Source organism: Paenibacillus sp. J22P15 (genome assembly GCF_056269345.1).
In genome coordinates, this window is the sequence record NZ_JBWDNT010000001.1 from 781,438 (window position 1) to 800,861 (window position 19,424).

19 protein-coding genes are annotated in these 19,424 nt (G+C 44.3%); 4 read left to right on the forward strand and 15 right to left on the reverse strand.

Translation table 11 applies throughout. The features are described from left to right. Window positions 1-59: 59 nt before the first annotated feature. Window positions 60-284 (forward strand): hypothetical protein, encoded by a 225-nt coding sequence (locus tag AC0YN6_RS03655; RefSeq protein WP_441942588.1) that lies wholly within the window; start codon window positions 60-62, stop codon window positions 282-284. A gap of 67 nt (window positions 285-351) precedes the next feature. On the opposite strand, the gene AC0YN6_RS03660 is transcribed toward AC0YN6_RS03655, so the two are convergent. Next, window positions 352-486 (reverse strand): hypothetical protein, encoded by a 135-nt coding sequence (locus tag AC0YN6_RS03660; protein WP_475745204.1) that lies wholly within the window; start codon window positions 484-486, stop codon window positions 352-354. 145 nt (window positions 487-631) lie between these two features. Here AC0YN6_RS03660 and AC0YN6_RS03665 point away from each other — a divergent pair, with 145 nt between their 5' ends. Continuing rightward, on the forward strand, window positions 632-1,366 hold the full coding sequence (locus AC0YN6_RS03665) for an HAD family hydrolase (protein ID WP_475745206.1): 735 nt from the start codon (window positions 632-634) through the stop codon (window positions 1,364-1,366). A gap of 73 nt (window positions 1,367-1,439) precedes the next feature. On the opposite strand, the gene AC0YN6_RS03670 is transcribed toward AC0YN6_RS03665, so the two are convergent. From AC0YN6_RS03670 to pdhA, 11 genes are all read right to left on the reverse strand, one after another. Next, a complete protein-coding gene (locus tag AC0YN6_RS03670; RefSeq protein WP_475745208.1) occupies window positions 1,440-3,695 on the reverse strand; it encodes a type IA DNA topoisomerase in 2,256 nt (751 codons plus the stop codon). 196 nt (window positions 3,696-3,891) lie between these two features. Further along, complete coding sequence (locus AC0YN6_RS03675; protein WP_475745210.1) at window positions 3,892-5,040, reverse strand: hypothetical protein; 1,149 nt, start codon at window positions 5,038-5,040, stop codon at window positions 3,892-3,894. 50 nt (window positions 5,041-5,090) lie between these two features. Next, entirely contained in the window at window positions 5,091-5,411 is a 321-nt protein-coding gene (locus AC0YN6_RS03680; RefSeq protein WP_475745212.1) for a hypothetical protein, read from the reverse strand. Window positions 5,412-5,521: 110 nt separating this feature from the next. Further along, window positions 5,522-7,009 (reverse strand): glutamate synthase subunit beta, encoded by a 1,488-nt coding sequence (locus AC0YN6_RS03685; RefSeq protein ID WP_475745214.1) that lies wholly within the window; start codon window positions 7,007-7,009, stop codon window positions 5,522-5,524. A gap of 247 nt (window positions 7,010-7,256) precedes the next feature. Continuing rightward, on the reverse strand, window positions 7,257-7,745 hold the full coding sequence (locus AC0YN6_RS03690) for a dihydrofolate reductase (protein WP_475745215.1): 489 nt from the start codon (window positions 7,743-7,745) through the stop codon (window positions 7,257-7,259). A gap of 37 nt (window positions 7,746-7,782) precedes the next feature. Next, window positions 7,783-8,739, reverse strand: coding sequence for a thymidylate synthase (locus AC0YN6_RS03695; RefSeq protein WP_475745217.1), 957 nt, complete (start codon window positions 8,737-8,739; stop codon window positions 7,783-7,785). 57 nt (window positions 8,740-8,796) lie between these two features. After that, window positions 8,797-9,282: an acyl-CoA thioesterase gene (locus AC0YN6_RS03700; protein WP_475745218.1), complete on the reverse strand. Its 486-nt coding sequence runs from the start codon at window positions 9,280-9,282 to the stop codon at window positions 8,797-8,799. A 112-nt stretch (window positions 9,283-9,394) separates the two neighbouring features. Next, window positions 9,395-10,810: a dihydrolipoyl dehydrogenase gene (gene lpdA / locus AC0YN6_RS03705; RefSeq protein WP_475745219.1), complete on the reverse strand. Its 1,416-nt coding sequence runs from the start codon at window positions 10,808-10,810 to the stop codon at window positions 9,395-9,397. 3 nt (window positions 10,811-10,813) lie between these two features. Further along, entirely contained in the window at window positions 10,814-12,127 is a 1,314-nt protein-coding gene (locus tag AC0YN6_RS03710) for a dihydrolipoamide acetyltransferase family protein (RefSeq protein WP_475745221.1), read from the reverse strand. Between the two features lie 15 nt (window positions 12,128-12,142). Beyond that, a complete protein-coding gene (locus tag AC0YN6_RS03715; RefSeq protein WP_475745222.1) occupies window positions 12,143-13,120 on the reverse strand; it encodes an alpha-ketoacid dehydrogenase subunit beta in 978 nt (325 codons plus the stop codon). 20 nt (window positions 13,121-13,140) lie between these two features. Further along, complete coding sequence (gene pdhA, locus AC0YN6_RS03720; RefSeq protein ID WP_475745223.1) at window positions 13,141-14,208, reverse strand: pyruvate dehydrogenase (acetyl-transferring) E1 component subunit alpha; 1,068 nt, start codon at window positions 14,206-14,208, stop codon at window positions 13,141-13,143. 290 nt (window positions 14,209-14,498) lie between these two features. Here pdhA and AC0YN6_RS03725 point away from each other — a divergent pair, with 290 nt between their 5' ends. Beyond that, window positions 14,499-15,236 carry an alpha/beta hydrolase gene (locus AC0YN6_RS03725; protein ID WP_475745225.1) on the forward strand — a complete coding sequence of 246 codons (738 nt, stop codon included), beginning with the start codon at window positions 14,499-14,501 and terminating at the stop codon, window positions 15,234-15,236. A 71-nt stretch (window positions 15,237-15,307) separates the two neighbouring features. Here the strand turns inward: AC0YN6_RS03725 and AC0YN6_RS03730 are convergent, their stop codons facing one another. Together AC0YN6_RS03730 and AC0YN6_RS03735 are read right to left on the reverse strand one after the other, a co-directional pair. After that, window positions 15,308-15,805: a low molecular weight protein-tyrosine-phosphatase gene (locus AC0YN6_RS03730; protein WP_475745227.1), complete on the reverse strand. Its 498-nt coding sequence runs from the start codon at window positions 15,803-15,805 to the stop codon at window positions 15,308-15,310. Further along, a complete protein-coding gene (locus tag AC0YN6_RS03735; RefSeq protein ID WP_475745524.1) occupies window positions 15,805-16,443 on the reverse strand; it encodes a trimeric intracellular cation channel family protein in 639 nt (212 codons plus the stop codon). Before AC0YN6_RS03735 ends, AC0YN6_RS03730 begins: the two co-directional genes overlap by 1 nt. Before the next feature lie 225 nt (window positions 16,444-16,668). Between AC0YN6_RS03735 and AC0YN6_RS03740 the strand changes: the two genes are divergently transcribed. Beyond that, window positions 16,669-17,307, forward strand: a complete 639-nt coding sequence (locus tag AC0YN6_RS03740; protein WP_475745228.1) for a thiamine diphosphokinase — start codon at window positions 16,669-16,671, stop codon at window positions 17,305-17,307. An 83-nt stretch (window positions 17,308-17,390) separates the two neighbouring features. Here AC0YN6_RS03740 and AC0YN6_RS03745 read toward each other — a convergent pair whose 3' ends face one another. Beyond that, the gene (locus AC0YN6_RS03745) at window positions 17,391-19,364 is read right to left on the reverse strand and encodes an endonuclease MutS2 (protein ID WP_475745229.1); all 1,974 of its coding nucleotides are present in this window, start codon (window positions 19,362-19,364) and stop codon (window positions 17,391-17,393) included. Between the last annotated feature and the right edge of the window lie 60 nt (window positions 19,365-19,424).

Below are 19,424 nucleotides of genomic sequence, written 5' to 3' on the forward strand. Positions count from 1 at the left end.
ACAAGAACAAACGTTCTAATGATCATCGAATTCAACCTATTGGAGGAGGCCTGATCACCATGAATAACATCTGCGAAAATTTCCGTTATGTAGAGAATGAACGCCCTGGACGTGACTTAACTTTTAAGTTTTATGCCGATGGACGGCTTATTATTATCGATAATGTAGCAGAGGAGGTGATCACTCCCAAGGATTTGAAGGGCGCAAGCAAGGACTTCTACGTTCGTAGACGTATTGCATTCATTAAGAATCAATTAAGAGCCTCGCAGCTTAAATATGCATAGAATTCCGATAAAGGAGAGCAGAAGTGATTCACGCTCTCCTTTTACGTATCACATCGTTATCTAATAATTAAGGGAGCTGTTTGTTAATGCCGTTTAAGCTCGACGGACGCTTCGCGAATTTATCGGTTTTCAACTTGCCTGACTGACCGTACACACTTGAATTATTTTGCCGATCGCTCTTACCGTTTTTGTTAAAAGCCATTCCAATCACCTCCACTATCATTATGCCGTATTTGTTGGATAACTATGTAAAAGAAATTGCACAGCATCCCCTTACATTGACTCAGGCCCTCCTCTTGCGGTAGATTGATCATACAGTTTCAAGTTTCGCAAAGGAGATCGTATATATGAAGCAACAAATTATGTTTGATCTTGATGATACATTAATTCACTGTAATAAATATTTCTATTTGGTCATTGATCAATTCATTGATGCGATGACTACTTGGTTCGGCAGCTCTTCCCTCGTTTCGGTCCAGGCCATTCGTGATAAGCAAATGGAAATCGATATTGCCGGTGTAGCCGTATTCGGTTTTAAAAGTGAGCATTTCCCACAATCATTTGTCGACACTTACATTCACTTCTCCCACTTAACCGGCCGTAAGCGTTCCACTAACGAGGAAAGCTTTCTATGGAAGCTTGGTTTAAGCGTCTATGAGCATGATACTGAGCCTTATCCCAACATGGAGCAAACATTGTTCGCATTGGCAGAATCCGGACATGAGCTCCATCTCTACACGGGCGGTGAGCTTCCAATCCAACGCCGTAAAATTGAGAAATTAAATTTGGAGCGTTATTTCGAGTCACGGATATATATCCGCAGGCTAAAGAATAGCGATGCTTTAGAAACGATTTTAGCTAATGGTACTTTTGATCGCAACAGCACATGGATGGTCGGCAACTCCATTCGAACGGATGTTGTACCTGCATTAACCGCAGGTATTCACGCTATTCATATGCGTGCAGTGACAGAATGGGAATTTAATGTCATTAAAATTGAAGTGGAGCCTAAGGGCGCTTTCTTAACGCTGGACCACCTGAAGGATGTTCCAGATGCCATTCACGGCTACGTAAATCGTTAATTTCAACCTATAGATCAAATAGCCCCGAATTCGTCTCCTTTTGCCAAAGACGAATTCGGGGCTATTCATTTTACTACTCGATTGCTAATTCACCAGTATCTATATTTCGAAGTACGATTCTTCCTTCTCCAGGCGTACCATCTGCTAGTTCGAGCTTAAGCTTAGTCGTCTTACCCTTCTCGACTAAAGCTTTAACCTGCGAATCCGTCAAAATCCTTCCGAAGCTTTCCTTCCAAATGACGAATTTGCAGCCTTCCTTGTAATGAGAGCAGCCATAACCCTTGCGTCCCATAAAGATCGAGCCGCCGCAGCCTGCCCGCGGACAAGTTGTAATTACAGATGGACCGCTGGAAGCTGAAGTCTTTGCAGCTGTGCTTTTTTTCGCTGCTGTTGTAGATTTTGTTGCCGTGCTGCGGCTGCGAGTCGCAGCCCCAGCCTTTCCAGAAGAGCCTTTCCCAGATGCCTGTGCTTCACTCTCAAACGAAGTTTTTGCCGCACGGGACTGCACACGAACCTTGTCCACTATCATCGTCGCGAATTTCTTCACATTTTCCATGAACTGTCCGTCAGATGCCGTTCCTCTTGAAATTTCGTTCAAACGTCTCTCCCACAAACCCGTCATCTCAGGAGAGGTCAGCAAGTCAATCCCTGCACCGCGTATCAGCTCAATAGCAGTCCGCCCTTTTTGGGTAACTTGGATCTTCTTACCTAGCATTTCTACATAACCAACATTTTTAAGCCGCTCGATTGTGGCTGCACGAGTAGCAGGCGTACCTAAGCCGGAATCCTTCATCGCATCGCGAACATCTTCGTCCTCAATTTGCTTGCCCGCACTTTCCATTGCTTTAAGCAGCGTTCCCTCGGTGTAATGCTTGGGCGGCTGAGTGTCCTTTTCTTTCACAATGGCATCTGAACACGTAATTCCTTCATCTGCAGAAATTGAGAAAGGCTCATTCACTTCAATTTCTTCGTCCTCAGCATCTTCCTTATCCTTGCTTTTGGCTGTCGTCTTCGCTTTCTCTTTCTTCTGATCAGCGTAGATGACCTTCCAGCCTAAGCTTAACAGCTCTTTAACCGTCGTTTTGAACATTTCGTTCTCCACCTCGGTCAAAACGGTATGCACTTTGTATTCAGCAGGTGGATAAAACTGGGACAAAAACCGTCTCACAATTAAATCATAAAGCTTTTGCTCATCAGGACTAAGCCCATTTGCTTTGCGATTCGTTGGCAAAATAGCATGGTGATCCTCTACCTTTGTAGGATTGCAAATAAATTTATTCCCTTTGTGTACAAGGCTGCGATTGGCCCCTTTTACGAGATCATCATAAACGGTTCCTTGCAGTGCATTCAACGTTTTGTGCATCTCCGGAATGTTCTGCTCCGTAACATAGTTGGAGTTTGTTCTTGGGTAAGAAATAACCTTGTGTTTTTCGTATAACGCCTGCGCAGTATCCAGCGTTTTTTTCGCAGAGAAAGAATACTTGCCGTTGGCTTCCCGCTGTAATAAAGTCAAATCGTAAAGTTTAAAAGGATACTCCTTCGTATCTTTAACCTCGTAAGATGCAATACGCCCGGGCTTACCCTTTACCTTAGCAGCGATGGCTTCTACTTTTGCTTGATCCGTCATTCGCTCGCCCTGCCACATACCGCGGTACGTCATCTCATTTTGAGCGAAATGTCCTTCTAATTCAAAAAACTTCAAAGAAGAGAACGCCTCAATTTGCTTCTGACGGTCATAGATCAGTGCAAGCACGGGCGTCTGTACTCTGCCTACGGATAACAGCACATTATGCTTTGTTGTAAATGCACGAGACCCGTTCATACCGATAAGCCAATCCGCTTCACTTCTTGCCGTTGCTGCACGAGTCAAATTCTCATACTCGACACCCTCCTTCAACTCCGCAAAGCCTTTGCGAATTGTCTCAGGTGTAAGGTCTGATATCCATAATCGCTTAACAGGTTGACTTAGCTTCAAATGCCGCTGAATGAGCGAGAAGATGTATTGTCCTTCCCGCCCTGCATCGCATGAGTTCACAAGTAGATTGCTGCGCTTTGCCAAATCACCGATTACTTTAAGCTGATCAATCGTTTTTTTATTTGGTACAAGCTTGAATTGTGTCGGAATAATCGGAAGATCATTAATGTTCCACTTTTTATAACGATCGTCATACGCATCAGGCTCAGCAAGACCAATCAAGTGTCCAATAGCCCAAGTAATAATATATTGCTCGCCTTCTATGTAGGAACGGTGATTTTTTGCTTTAGGATCGATTGCGGCTGCTATATTTCGTCCCATATCAGGTTTTTCCGCAATGATTAGTGTCTTCAAAAGATAATCGCTCCTTCAATAAACATTTCGAAAGTCTAACGCCTATCACTCTCCGCAGAGAGTAATAGATCGCTTCGCACTGAACAGTCACTAAAACATTTTACAGATTTCTCGTTAAAAAAGAAATCAAAAAAAACAAAACCCAACGGGAAAAGCATCCCAATTGGGTTTACTGGTGATTCAAAACTCTATGTTATTAATGAGCTGGCGGTGTCTCCAGATAAGTAATGATTTTCGCAAAAATAGATCGAACGCCTTCCGACCACTTCGGGTCCTCTGCATATTTCCGATTAATCCATGTGAAAGGATCTACGTCTACTGGTCTGTCTTTGCTTAGATTATACACTGTTCTTGCTGCGATTTCTGAAGATTGTTTAATATTTGTATTAAAATCCTGCCAGCTATGAAAAACGTTAAACGGATTATTAGCAATTTTCTTATGCTGCTTGTTTGATTTCGGGACAAATCCCTGTTCTTGGCCTGTGATGGCAAACAAGACGACAGGATGAATATCAAACGTATGAGCTGCTTTGACAATCGCATCAAAATAAGGCTGCTCCGCAAGAATAGATGATTTCGTCTGTAAAAATGATATTAAACGTTTTTGATCAATTTCCTGATAGCGCAGCTCAGTAGGGAGTCCATCTATAGGAACAACGAGCGGATTAACAGGCTTCAGAACGACAGGCGGCTGAGGCTTATACATTGAAGGTTTGCTTAAAGACCAGCCATACAATAAGGTAGCTGCAATTAATAATACACTTAAAGCACTATAAATATAGGTTCTGGATCTCCGTTTGTGCGATAAAGCATAAGCTGACGTGCTTAGTGGAAGTGCGATGACTTCAGCTGCACCCGCAGACTGAGTCATTTGCCGCTGTTCGACGCCTTCAGCATGCAGTAATCCTCTCAGCTGCGTCAAAAGGCCATCCTCAGCCTCATTCGGGTCAAAGTCCGACCGTTCACTGGTTGTTATGAGCTTGTCCATTACATGCTGCATGAGCGGCTTCTTACAGCTTACAAACAGCTGCTCTTCCACCCATTCATGGAACGGATCATAAATATTCGTCTCCGTTCGATCGAGGGTTAAGCATACCTGAAAAATATCCTCAGCTCTAACAGGTCTCTGATGCTCCAACACGGCTGTTTTAATCAAAGTTTCGGTGACGGAGCTTTTGATGCTGCTCTCGAAATTCGGCAATTGCTTATGTATAATGCGTTTGACCGCATCCGCTACGATTTCTGCCCGTTTTTCTTGCGGCATGGCAGCGTATTTGTGCTGAACATAGCTTCGAATGTTTCGAACGTCTGTTGGTGACAATACATATGCTTCATCGGCTGGCATGACGAATCGCCCCTTCGCGTCATCTCAAACCGATTTTACCACAACTTTCCTTAGGACAGTAAGCTTAGTTTTTGAATTTCATCTTGAATATGCGTTTGCATAATAAATGCCGTGATTTGTTGCTTTTCGTTTTCCGTAAATTGATATTCACAATCGCAGCCTTCATCCTGCGGCACCATCTGCGCGATCCTTCCATCTATAGTACAAATGACAAGTATCGTAAAATCGATCATATCATCCGGCATTTCCGTTTCAGGTGCAAGCTCTGCACGTAAAACGATGTCCACCCATTGCTCGTTCCTACGCTCAATAACTGGCCTAAAGGATTGGAAATTTAGCTCCGTAATACGTTCTACTTCATATTTAATCACAAGGTGTCTCCTCATATATGATGTCATCGGTCAATCCACAGCAAGAAAAGCGCCCTAAGGCGCTTCTCATTCAGACTATTAATCTATTCTTACCTCTTCTTGTACTTCTATTACGGGAGCATCGATGTTCCCATCAAATACTTGTCGACTTCACGCGCAGCCTCGCGACCTTCGTTTATCGCCCAAACGACAAGACTTTGACCGCGGCGCATATCGCCAGCAGCAAATACTTTATCCACACTTGTCGCGTACTTTCCATATGTTGCTTTTACGTTAGTACGACGGTCTTGTGCAAGCCCAAGCTGCTCAATGATCGTTGTTTCAGGACCTTCAAAGCCTACTGCGATGAATACTAGATCTGCAGGCCATACTTTTTCTGTTCCTGGAATTTCACTATATATTTTACGTCCAGTCTCGTCAACTGTACGTTCAATTTGTACGGTATGAAGCTCTTTGAGGTTTCCATTTGCGTCGCCAACAAACTTCTTTGTCAGTACAGAAAACGCGCGAGGATCTTCACCGAATAGTGCTTTCGCTTCCTCATGTGCATAATCAAGCGTATAAACATTCGGGAATTGCGGCCATGGGTTTTTCACGTTGTCACGCTCAAGCGGTGCCTTAGCATGTGTGCCAAATTGCGTAACCGATTTGCATCCGTGACGAAGTGCCGTTGCTACGCAATCCGATCCTGTATCACCGCCTCCGATAACGATAACGTCCTTGTCTTTCGCGGAAATAAAGTTGCCGTCCTCAAGATTCGAATCCAAATAGCTTTTGATTGTGCCATTCAAGTAATCCATCGCCATGTGAACGCCGTTTAAATCGCGGCCTTCCATCTCAACATCACGCGCTCTTGTTGAGCCTCCGCAAAGCACAACAGCATCAAAGTTGTTTACAAGCTCATTCGCTGAAATATCTTTGCCGATTTCTGTATTTGTTACAAACTCAACGCCCTCTGCTGCCATTAAATCAACACGGCGCTGAACAACATGTTTCTCAAGCTTCATAGTAGGAATACCATATGTGAGCAAGCCGCCGATGCGATCTGCACGCTCATATACCGTTACGGTATGTCCTGCTTTGTTAAGCTGAGCAGCTGTTGCCATACCTGCAGGACCAGAGCCTACTACAGCAATACGTTTGCCAGTACGAACTTTTGGCGGTTGTGGAACAACCCAGCCCTCGTCAAACCCGCGATCGATGATCGCTTGTTCAATCGTTTTAATTGTGACAGCATCGCCGATCAGGCCAACTGTACAAGATCCTTCACACGGTGCTGGACATACACGGCCTGTGAATTCAGGGAAGTTATTTGTTTTATGCAGACGTTCAAGCGCTTCGCGCCATAAACCACGATAAATAAGATTATTCCACTCTGGGATTAGATTATTTACTGGACAACCTGAAACGGAACCAGCTAATTCAATTCCAGTATGACAATACGGCGTGCCACAGTCCATACAACGAGATCCTTGTGTCTTTAACTGCTCATCCGAAAAATGCTTATGAAACTCTTGCCAGTCTTTGATACGCTCTAGCGGATCGCGATCGGCCGGCAATTCGCGTTGAAATTCCATAAATCCAGTAGGTGTAGACATGATCGCATTTCCTCCATCCAAATTTCCCGTTAACCACAGTTAAGATTCTCTTCAAACTATATCGGGAATTCTTCAAATATTCAATAACAAACTTTCTCAAAAACGAATAATTTGTCTAATGCACTCGATTACTATTTTACAATATCCTAGCATTCAAGCACTTATGAAGGTAATGGATTATGCGTACAATCATTTGCACTTTATGACAGATCGTTCGTCAAACGTCCGTTTTTAGCTTAAAAAGCTATTAATCTTGACGAATATACGTTTGAAACGTGAAAGCATACTTATTTTTTTCATCACTTTCTCTGCTTTCACTCTCTACAAGCTGCCACTCTGAATCGGAAAAAATAGGAAAGAAAGCGTCCCCGCCTTCAATATCAACTTCCACTTTCGTCAGCAAAATTTTGTTTGCATGCGGAAGAAACTGCGAATAGATATCTGCCCCGCCAATAACGACTAATTCATCGCCTGAATCTAGATTAAGCGCTTCTTCGATCGTATGAACGATGTCACAGCCCTCAGGGTGATAATCGTATTGACGCGTCAATACGACATTTCGACGATCGACCAGCGGTTTAGGAAGAGATTCAAAAGTCTTTCGACCCATCAGAACCGTTTTTCCAATCGTCATTTTTTTGAAAAAAGCCATTTCTGCAGGTAAACGCCAAGGCAGTTTATTTCCAATCCCTATCGTGCGGTTGCGGTCCATCGCAGCGATTAGCGTAATATTCATTTTTGATTTGCACCTCTCTATCGATTAGCATGGTCAATTATACAGCTACAGGCGCTTTTATAGTTGGATGTGGATTGTACCCCTCAATTGTCAAATCCTCAACAGCAAAGTCGAAGATCGATTTTTTATCAGCATTTAGCTTTAATTGAGGCAATGGTTTGAGTTCTCTGTTAAGTTGAATATCGATTTGCTCCAAATGATTTGTATAAATATGAGCATCACCAAGCGTATGAATGAAATCGCCGACTTCAAGTCCACACTCATGAGCAATCATATGAGTTAATAACGCATAACTCGCGATGTTAAACGGAATGCCGAGGAATATATCAGCACTGCGCTGATATAGCTGGCAAGAAAGCTTACCGTTTGTTACATAAAATTGAAACATCGTATGACATGGAGGCAGCGCCATGCTAGGCACATCCTCAGGATTCCAAGCGGAGACGATCAACCTTCTTGAATCTGGATTTTTTTTGATCGTTTCTACAACGTCCTTAAGCTGATCGATCGTACCCCCTTGGGTCGTCTTCCAATCCCGCCACTGCTTTCCGTATACGTTACCGAGCTCCCCGAATTCAGCAGCAAACAGGTCATCCGCTAATATACGCTGCTTAAAGAGCTCCATCTGCTCATCATACGCTTTAGCGAATTCAACATCCGATTGTGACCGAAGTCCAAAATTAGTCATGTCGGGACCGGTATATGATGCACTTTCGACCCATCTTTTGAATGCCCATTCATTCCAAATATTATTATTATGCTGAAGAAGGTAGCGAATGTTCGAATCCCCTTGAATAAACCAGATCAACTCGCTAGCAATTAATCGGAAAGGCACACGTTTTGTTGTAAGCAACGGAAATCCTTCGCTGAGATCAAAACGCATCTGATAACCAAAGGTAGAGATCGTCCCGGTACCAGTACGGTCCTCTTTTTTGGCTCCATGCTCCAAAACATATTTTAACAACTGCAAGTAAGTTTGTTCGCTATTGCTCATTCGGATATTGCCTCCAATCTTGAAAAAAAATCTGAAAAATAACAATTCATTATAGCATCATCCGCGTTTTCTGTCCTGCTTTCGTTTCTTTCTTAGTGCATACCGTTCAGGTGCAGAAGCGTGAAGCTTCATTTCTTCTTCGGTTTCTGGCACGACAACCGGTACAATGGCAGGCTTGCCATTATCATCTAAAGCAACAAAAGTGAAAAAAGCAGTAACTGTCGTTTTGCGAACACCGCTGATCAAATTTTCGGACTGCACAGAGACGAATATTTCCATAGAACTCACATTTGTCCAGCTGACAAAAGCTTCAACCTCAATAACTTCTCCTACTCGAATCGGTGCCAAAAAATCAAGACTATCCGTTGAAGCGGTTGCGACCTGCATGCGCGCGTGCCTCATAGCTGATATGGCAGCCACTTTATCCATATATTCCATCAGCTTGCCGCCAAACATCGTATCGTAATGGTTCGTATCCGATGGAAAAATGAGCTGTGTCATAATGGTTCTCGATTCTTTGGCAAACTTGGTCGCATGTTCCATGTTCGTGTATGCCCCCTATTCGTTCGATTACAACTCTTGATGCACAAAGAGGCCCCGTCGGCTGGGTAGCCGCGTGACCTCTTGTTCCGCAAAACGATAACATTATTGCGATTTATTTGATAAATGTATGAATCGGGTGACCAAGTGCAACTTCAGCTGCATCAAGCACGATTTCACCGAGTGTAGGATGCGCATGAATCGTAAGTGCGATATCCTCAAGAGTTGCACCCATTTCGATTGCTAGAGCAAGCTCAGCAATCATATTGGAAGCCTCAAGACCGATAATTTGCGCGCCGAGTACAAGACCGGAATCTGCATCGGATACAAGTTTAACAAAGCCTTCGTTTGCGTTAAGCGACATTGCACGTCCATTGATTGCGAACGGGAATTTGCCAACCTTCACGTTGTGGCCTTTGTCTTTTGCTTCCTTCTCACTGAAACCAACGCTTGCGCATTCAGGATCAGAGAAGCAAACGGCTGGTACACATTTGTAGTCAATTACACTGGATTGACCCGAAATAGCTTCAGCAGCAATACGACCTTCGTACATTGCTTTGTGCGCAAGCGCAGGACCAGCAATAATATCGCCAATTGCATAAATGTGTGGAATGTTCGTACGGCATTGCTCATTAACCTCAACCAGACCACGATCGGAAAGTTTCACGTTGATAAGATCAAGACCTAGCTCGCCATCGGTATTTGGACGACGTCCAACCGTTACGAGCAAGTAATCAGCCGTTACTTTCTCTTCTTTGTCGCCTACTGTATAAGTTACAGTAACGTCTTTATCTGTTTGCTCCGCACCTTTTGCTTGTGCGCCAGTAATGATATCAACGTTCGTGCTTTTCAGTTTCTTAGCAACAATGTTAGACATATCTTTGTCAAAGCCCGGCAAAATAGCGTCGGAGCCTTCAATTACTGTTACTTTCGTGCCGAATTTGGAGTACATTTGACCAAGCTCGATACCGATATAACCGCCGCCGATAACGACAAGGCTCTTCGGAATTTCAGGTAAGGACAATGCGCCAGTCGACGATACGATACGACCAGTGAACGGGAATGCTTTAAGTTCAATTGGACGTGAGCCCGTAGCGATAATACAGTTTTTGAAACGGTAACGAGGCGCTTCTTGATCGTTAAATACACGCGCTTCTTGATCGTTAATAAACATAACTTCGCCTTGGAAATATTGGACTTTGTTTGCTTTCAGAAGAGAAGCAACGCCGCCTGTCAATTTTTTCACGATGCCGTTTTTGAACTCTTGTACTTTAGTAAAGTCAACCTTCGCTTCGCCAACTTCGATACCGAATGCGGAAGCATGACTGATTGATTCATATTGATGTGAAGCGGAAATAAGTGCTTTCGATGGAATACAGCCCACATTCAAGCATACGCCGCCTACATGTTCTTTATCCACGATAAGTACGTTTTGACCAAGTTGAGCCGCACGAATCGCTGCTACATAACCACCTGGGCCCGCACCAATAATTAGAGTGTCAATATCAAGGGAAGCATCACCAACAACCATGTCTTATACCTCCATAATAAACAGTTCTGGTTGACCCAAAAGTGTTTTGATGTGATTCATAAAGTTTTGTGCTGTAGCACCATCGATTAGACGGTGATCGAAGCTTAGAGATAGAGCCATTACAGGAGCAGCTACGATCTCACCATTGCGAACAATCGCTTTCTCTGTAATTCTACCTGTTCCAAGTATTGCAACTTCTGGGAAGTTGATTACTGGAGTGAAGAACATACCGCCAGCTGAACCAATGTTAGAAATCGAGATCGTGCTGCCTTTTAGTTCGTTAGCAGCAAGCTTGCCATCGCGGCCGCGTGCAGCTAGATCACGGATGTTATCCGCAATTTTGAACAGGTTTTTACGATCTGCATCTTCAATAACCGGCACGATAAGGCCGTTATCCGTATCTGTTGCAATACCGATATTGTAGTATTTGCGTAGAACGATTTCTTGGTTAGCCTCATCAAGCGTTGCGTTCAAGATCGGGAACTCACGGCAGGCTGCCACAAGTGCTTTCACGATGAACGGCAAGTACGTAAGCTTGGAGCCTTTTTTCTCAGCATAAGGCTTATATTTAGCACGAAGTGCAACGAGTTCAGTAACGTCAACTTCATCCATAATTGTAACGTGCGGCGCTGTATACACCGATTTCGACATTGCGTTTGCAATGATTTTGCGAATACCTTTGAAAGGAACGCGCTCTTCCGGACGATATGGTGAACCAGAAGTTGTAACCGCTGGTTTCGCAGCTGCTTCCGCATTGCTTGCTTGTTCAACTGCTGGAGCAGCAGCTTCAGTTGCAACAGCTGCTGGAGCGCCGTTAAAACCAGATACATCATCACGAGTGATACGGCCGTTCTTACCAGTTCCGCCCACTTGCGTAAGATCTACACCCTGCTCGCGTGCAAACTTGCGAATGCTTGGTGTTGCTAGTACAAGACCGCCTGTTGCTTTAGGAGCGCTTGTTGCAGCTGGTGCTGCAGCCGCTTCAGCCTTTGGTGCTTCAACTGCTGGCGCAGCTGCTGCAGGTGCTTCTGCTTTAGGAGCTTCAGCAGCTGGTGCTGCTTGTTCAGGCAATTCGCCTTCCGCGTCGATGATTGCAACAACTTCGCCTATGTGGCAAACTTGTCCGTCTTTCACGAACACTTCTAGCACTTTACCATTTACTGGGCAAGGCACTTCCACGATCGCTTTATCATTTTGTACTTCCATAATAATGTCATCATCTGTAACCGTGTCTCCGACTTTGATATGCACTTTAATGATTTCACCTTCGTGCAAGCCTTCGCCGAGCTCCGGGAAACGATATTCGAATTTAGCCACCGATTGTAGCCTCCTTTAAAAGTTCATTACTTTGTTAACCGCTGCATTAATACGAGCTACTGTAGGTAGCCACGCATCTTCAACTAGAGCAAACGGATATACGGTATCCGGTCCAGCTACACGAAGTACTGGAGCTTCCAAGTGCAGAATTGCTTTTTCATTGATTTGAGCGATTATTTCCGCTGCTGCGCCAGAAGTTTTTTGAGCTTCTTGAACGACGATAGCACGGTTTGTTTTTTGGATCGAAGCTACGATTGTATCGATATCAAGCGGAAGCAGTGTACGAAGATCGATAACCTCTACACTCACGCCTGTTTTTTCTAGCTCTTCTGCTGCTTTGACAGCAGTGTGAACCATAAGTCCATAAGAAAGGATCGTTACGTCTGTACCTTCGCGAACGACGTTCGCTTTGCCGATTTCAACTGTATACTCGCCTTCAGGCACTTCAGCCTTGAATGCGCGGTATAAGTTCAAATGCTCCATGAAGAATACTGGATCATTGTCACGGATAGCAGAAATCATCAAGCCTTTTGCATCGTATGGATTAGAAGGTATGACAACTTTGATACCTGGTGTTTGAATCGCAAGACCTTCAAGAGAATCCGTGTGCAGCTCAGCCGCTTTAACGCCGCCGCCAAATGGCGTACGGAATACGATTGGCGAGTTATAGCGGCCGCCGGAGCGGTAACGCATACGAGCAGCTTGGACAAACATTTGGTCAAGTGCTTCATAAATAAAACCTACGAATTGAATTTCTGCGATTGGACGGAAGCCTTGCAAGCCCATGCCTACTGCCATACCTGCAAGAGCTGACTCAGCCAGCGGCGTATCAAATACGCGTTCTTCACCAAACTCGTCTTGCAGACCTTCTGTCACACGGAATACACCGCCGACCTTACCTACGTCCTCACCGAAGATGACAACGTTTGAATCACGCTTAAGTTCTACACGCATCGCATCGCGAATTGCTTCCAACATATTCATTTGAGCCATGATCGTCTGTTCCTCCTCTACTATTGAAAATCGTCCTTTTGTTCTTCCAAGTGCTGCGGTGTTGTTTCGAACATGCTATCGATCAAACCAGATACAGTCATTTTCTCAACTGCTTCGGCTTTTTTGATGTGCTCAGTTACAGTAGCTTTCGCTTCTTCTTTCACACGGTTTGTATCCTCTTCTGTCCACAAACCTTTTTTCTCCAAATACTTACCGAAGCGAACTAGCGGATCTTTCAGCGCCCATTCTGCTTCTTCTTCTTTGGTACGATATTTAGTCGTGTCATCCGCCAAGGAGTGCGGACGGAAACGGTAAGTTAGAAGCTCGATCAACGTTGCGCCTTCGCCATTGCGACCGCGCTCTGCTGCTTCTTGAACGGCTTTAATAACAGCAAGCACGTCCATTCCATCCACTTGAACACCTTTAATACCAGCAGCAACAGCTTTGTGTGCTACAGACAAAGCGCCTGTTTGCTTGGAGTAAGGAGTTGTAATTGCATAGCCGTTGTTTTGAACGACATAAATAACTGGAAGCTTATAAGCGCCTGCAAAGTTCATACCTTCGTAGAAGTCGCCTTCTGACGAACCGCCGTCGCCTGTATATGTGATAGCTACACGCTTTTCATTCTTTTTCTTGAATGCCATCGCAACACCTGTTGCGTGCAATACTTGTGCACCGATTATGATTTGCGGCATAAGGACATGAACATCCTCAGGAATTTGACCACCTTGTTGGTGACCGCGTGAATATAGGAATGCTTGATATAGCGGCAAACCGTGCCAAACAAGCTGCGGCATATCGCGGTAGCCTGGGCAAATGAAATCATCTTTGTTTAGTGCGTATTCGCTGCCGACCATCGATGCTTCTTGGCCGGATACTGGAGCGTAGAAACCCAATCTTCCTTGGCGTCCTAGATTAACAGCACGCTCATCCCATGTACGAGTAAATACCATGCGGTACATAACTTCTTTTAATTGATCATCAGACAAAGCCGGCACTAAATCCGGATTAACAACTTCTCCGTCGAGTGACAAGACAGAAAGCGGAGTTACCGGTTCCGTTTGAACTTCATATGGCAATTTGCTCATTTTGAACGCTCACCTCAATCGAAATATTTGAAAATCATTTACCTCTGTTATAGAATTATTATAAACCTGTTTAGTGAAAATGGTCAAAGCAAAAAACACAAAAACCGTTGTTTTTTCGATGATTCTCATCATTCTCTTAAGAAATTGTATATGCTACAGACTTTTTTATTTAGTATAACAGCATAATACAACAAGACAGAAATAGATGTGATTCCTTTGATTGTCTTTCTATTGTTTACCCACAACAGATGCTTTCCATTCAATAAACCAATCCGATAGGGGAGAAAGTAATGACAGACGAGCGATATTTGAAGCGAACAATAGTAAAAGAAACTGTACCCAGCCGTTATTTGCCTGAGCAAAACCGTAATTTACGTATCTTTTTGCCGCCAGGTTATAATGAGGTGCTTAGCTACCCTGTCGTTTATTGCCAGGATGGCGAAGATTTTTTTAATTTCGGCCGGATCGCAACGACTGCGACGCGTTTGATTTTGGATGAGGGTCTTGAGCCCTTCATTATTGTAGGTGTAGACGTCGACAAAAAACAGCGCACGGAGGAATATGCACCTGACGGTAATCGACACGCAGCTTATATTCGTTTTTTTGCAGAGGAGCTTATTCCTTTTGTAGAAGAGCGATATGCCGTTAGACAGGTTCCAGAGCACCGTTTATTAGCAGGTGACTCCCTTGGCGGGTCAGTCTCCCTCCATTTGGCGCTGTCCTACCCTGATCTCTTTACACGGATCATGTCCTTATCTGGTGCTTTTTATGGCGTCTCTCAAAATATTATTTCTTCAGCAGGCGACCTTAGCTGGCTTAACATCTATATGATTGTTGGTCTCCAAGAGGATGCGTACGAAACTGACCGTGGTGTATATGATTTCGTCGCCTTGAATCGCAATGCGAAAGCGTTATTGGAGCTTAATCAAGCTACTGTCTTCTATGAAGAGAAGGATGGCAAACATCAATGGGGCTTTTGGCAAAAAGAGCTTGATCAAGCACTCTCCTATTTTATTGAGGTAGAATAAACAAATAAAGAAGAAGCTGCCAATCGTCTCCTTACGGAACGTTTGTTCAGCTTCTTTTGTTTTTCGTTCGTTTAAGATAATTGCAAATCGGCTTGGACCCGCTTTAGTAGTTCCTTGCATCCATTTTCCACGAGTTCAAAAACAAACGGGAAGTTGTTTTCATAATAAGGATCTGGCACATCAGCAATTCCTTTGTCAGGAAGAAGCTCCATGAAAGTAAATAACTTTTGGGATACTCCCTCTCCACTTGTTCCTTCTGCTTCATTAAACACCTTGCGTACATCACGTAAATTATTCGTATCCATACACACGATGTAATCAAAGGTTTGGAAATCTTGAGGCGTAACTAAACGAGCTTTCATGCCCTCATGGGAAATGTGACGCTGATCCAATTGCTCCCTAGTTCCCTCATGCGGAGGATGACCCAAATGCCAGTCACCGGTTCCTGCGGAATCTACTGTAATTTTATCCGACAAATTCGCTTGCTCCACCTGATGGCGCATAACCGCCTCTGCCATAGGAGATCTGCAAATGTTTCCTAGACAAACAAACAAAATACGTGCTTTCATCACATTCCTCTTTTCTGCTGTTCATTAACAGTATTAATATGTAGCGAGCGCCTAGGCAGCTTCCACTTGAAATAAACCGACAACATTCGCAAGCTTATGATGATAACAAACAATATCAAGAGCTCTAATGTTGATTTCAACCACCCAAGACCAATGACGAGCCCGGCAAGCATAGCCCATACGGCATAAATTTCTTCTTTTAACACTAGCGGTTTACGGCCAGCCAGCACATCACGAATAATTCCTCCGCCAATGCCAGTCAACATAGCCGCCACCAGCACCGCACTAAGCGGATGCTTCATTTGTGTGGCATACAGAGCACCTTGGATTGCAAAAGCAGATAAACCGATCGCGTCAAAAAAAGCCTCACTCCGCCTCCAGCGTTGAATCCAGTTGACAGGGAGCAGAAATGCAATCGTCATGGCAATCATGGCTATTTTCAGCAGATTCCCTTGACTCCAGAGTGATGTGACTGGCATTCCAATTAAAAGATTGCGTACAACACCGCCGCCAAACGCGGTTACGAGGCCAAGAACGAATACACCCAGTATATCGTACTCTTCCTCCATTGCCACAATCGCTCCGCTCACAGCGAAGGCAACCGTACCAATAATGCTAAAAATGCCAAATATGTCCATGCTCACCGCACATACTCCTCGCTTCCCGTCCATGAACCGACCCTCAGTGTCGGTACTTTCCTACATCATTTTAGCTGGGAGTATGTGGATACGCAACGACAAATTTCGCATTATTCGTCTGCTTCAGCGAATGCGATATTCAGCTTCCTCTAGTTTTTATATTACAATAGGCTTTATACTTATAGGAAATGAATGATATTTCGTAAAAAAGGAAGGAAATACGTTATGCAACCTCGAATCGTTATTTGCACAGGCGGTCAGCTCGGAGCTTGGGCGCTTGAACATATAAAAGTCGATGATTTGCTTATTGGAGCTGACAGCGGTGCACGATTTCTCATTGCACAAGGTCTGCAACCCGATATTGCGATCGGTGACTTTGACTCAGTAACCGAAGAAGAATTACTTCTTATTCGCCAAAACAGCGGTCAAACGATCTCATGTGACCCCATTGACAAAGACTACACAGACACAGAAATGGCTGTTCGGCTCGCTTTAGATTTAAAACCTCGTGAATTGATTTTGCTTGGTGCGCTTGGCACAAGATTTGATCACTCACTGGCAAATGTGCATCTGCTCGCCCTTGCAGCCAAGGAGCGTGTCAAAACGACGATCATTGATAATTATAATAAAATATCACTCGTGACCGAAGAAGTGACGATCGAGCAGCAAGGCTACTCTAATGTTTCATTACTTCCGCTTTCACTGCAAGTCGAAGGAATTACGCTGAACGGATTCCAATATCCTCTGAATGATGCGGAGTTATCTATCGGACAGTCGCTTGGAATTAGCAATGTCCTCATCTCCCGCACAGGCAAGATCATGATAAAAAAAGGCTTATTGCTCGTTATCCAAAGTCGAGATTAGCATTACCTTTTTGTAAAAAAAAGAGAGCCAGACATCGTGTGTAATCACGAGCTGGCTCTCTTTCGTTTTTTTACATTCCTATTTTAGTACAGATCATCTTCCTTTGTAACGATAGTAAGGCCATCCACATGTTTACGGCTCATCAACTTGCGAGCTTTTCTATTTTCCTTCGATTCAAAGACGATATCCAAATCGTACTCCTCATGTTTATCCGGATAGAGCTCGGTTTTGGCAATATACAACTTTAACCGTTTGTGATTAAACGTATGCTTCTTTCCTTGTACCTGTACAATGACGTTACCTCGCTCATCAGCAGGTCGATATACAACACCCATTCTCTTGAGCGGATAGATCCAAACAGCGTCCCCCTTTTCGAAGGGCTTAACTATTTTCTTCTGAACCTCAGTTGATGATTCGCTTTTAAAACGTTTATTTGCACTAGAACGCCCGTGAGCAGCAGACGATGTAGTGTTTGTTGCATCACCCTCATTACCGGCAGCGTCGTCATTCACTTTGGCAGACGTTTGATTTCCCTTTCGTACTAACAATTGCTCAGCACGCTTCATGACCTCTTCCGATAAGCCGAAGCGTCTTGCGATAGCAAAGGCATGACTCTCTCCCGATTCTCCCATTTCCAATCGATATAGCGGTTTTAGCGTTTCTGCATCGAAGGCCATTTTCCCATTTTGACAACCGGGGGTGCGAGCTGCGAAAGCTTTAATTTCATTAAAATGTGTGGTAGCTGCCGCTAAAGCCCCACGTTGTAACAATTGCTCGAGTAAAGCTATGGAAAGTGCGATGCCTTCTGAAGGATCGGTACCTGCAGCCAGCTCATCGAGAAGAAGCAGTGCTCTCGGACTCGCAACTTGAAGCATTGCCTTCAACACGGTGATATGCGAGGAGAATGTGCTTAGAGACTGCTCCAGACTCTGTCCATCACCAACATCTGCAATTACATGCTGAAATATCCCCATCTCGCTGCCCTGCTCAACTGGAACTAGCAGCCCTGATTGCACCATGAGCACAAATAAGCCAATCGTCTTTAAGGTAACTGTTTTTCCGCCTGTGTTCGGCCCTGTAATAATTAGCTGTTTCCATCCATAACCGAGTTCCACATGTAGTGGCACACTGTCTTTTCCAATCAATGGATGGCGGGCACTGACAAGACGAATAACGGGCTGTTCTGATAATGTGATTTTTTCACCTTCATACGAACGAGAAAGCTTAGCACGAGCAGTAATGAAATCAAATGATGCCATCGCCTCAACATTTCGGAACAACTCGAAACTGAAAGACTCCGTCTTTTCGGATAATCCAGCTAAAATAACCGTTCGCTCCCGCTCCTCCTCTGCCTTCCACTGCGATAACTCCACCTGAAGCTCTGCTGCATCCAATGGCTCAACGAATAAGGTCTGACCGCTAGCGGATTCATCCCATACCGTTCCGGGCACCTGCTTGCGAAGCTCACGCTTTACAGCGATAACAAAACGATCATGCCGCTTACTTATCACCGGCTCCTGTAGCGAAGATCGATATTTATGCAGCGCATTCTCCATTTTCTTCTGTATTTTATCTTCCGTTGCGTAAATGTGTCTGCGGATATAGGCAAGATCCGAGCTAGCCATATCGGTTAATTGTCCGTAACGGATACACCGCTTTAACTCCTCACGCAATTCTGGGCAATCGTACATCGATTCTGCATAAGCTGCGATGGTTGGAGCAACTTCGCGCTTGCTGCTCATATACTTCTTCATCTGTACAACGGATGTAAGCCATACAGACAACTGCTCAAGTTCCTGTTCATTATATATTCTCCCTTTGCCGAGCAGCGCTAGAAATGAATCAATCCCATCCATAGTCGATATGGGGATACTTGCTCCGCTTGAGAGCAATTCAGCTGCCTCGTACGTTTCCTGCAGCCATGCTTCAACTTGACGCTGCTTTGTGCTCGGTTCCAGTCGTTCAGCCAATAATCGCCCCGCAGGCGAAATCGTATATTTTACAACCTCTGTCTTAATTTTATCAAATTCTAATCTTCGCCAAGATGCTTCATTCATCTTTATGGCCTCCTCAAATTTAGGGTATAAAAAAAGACAGAAACAGAACGCGGGCGCGTT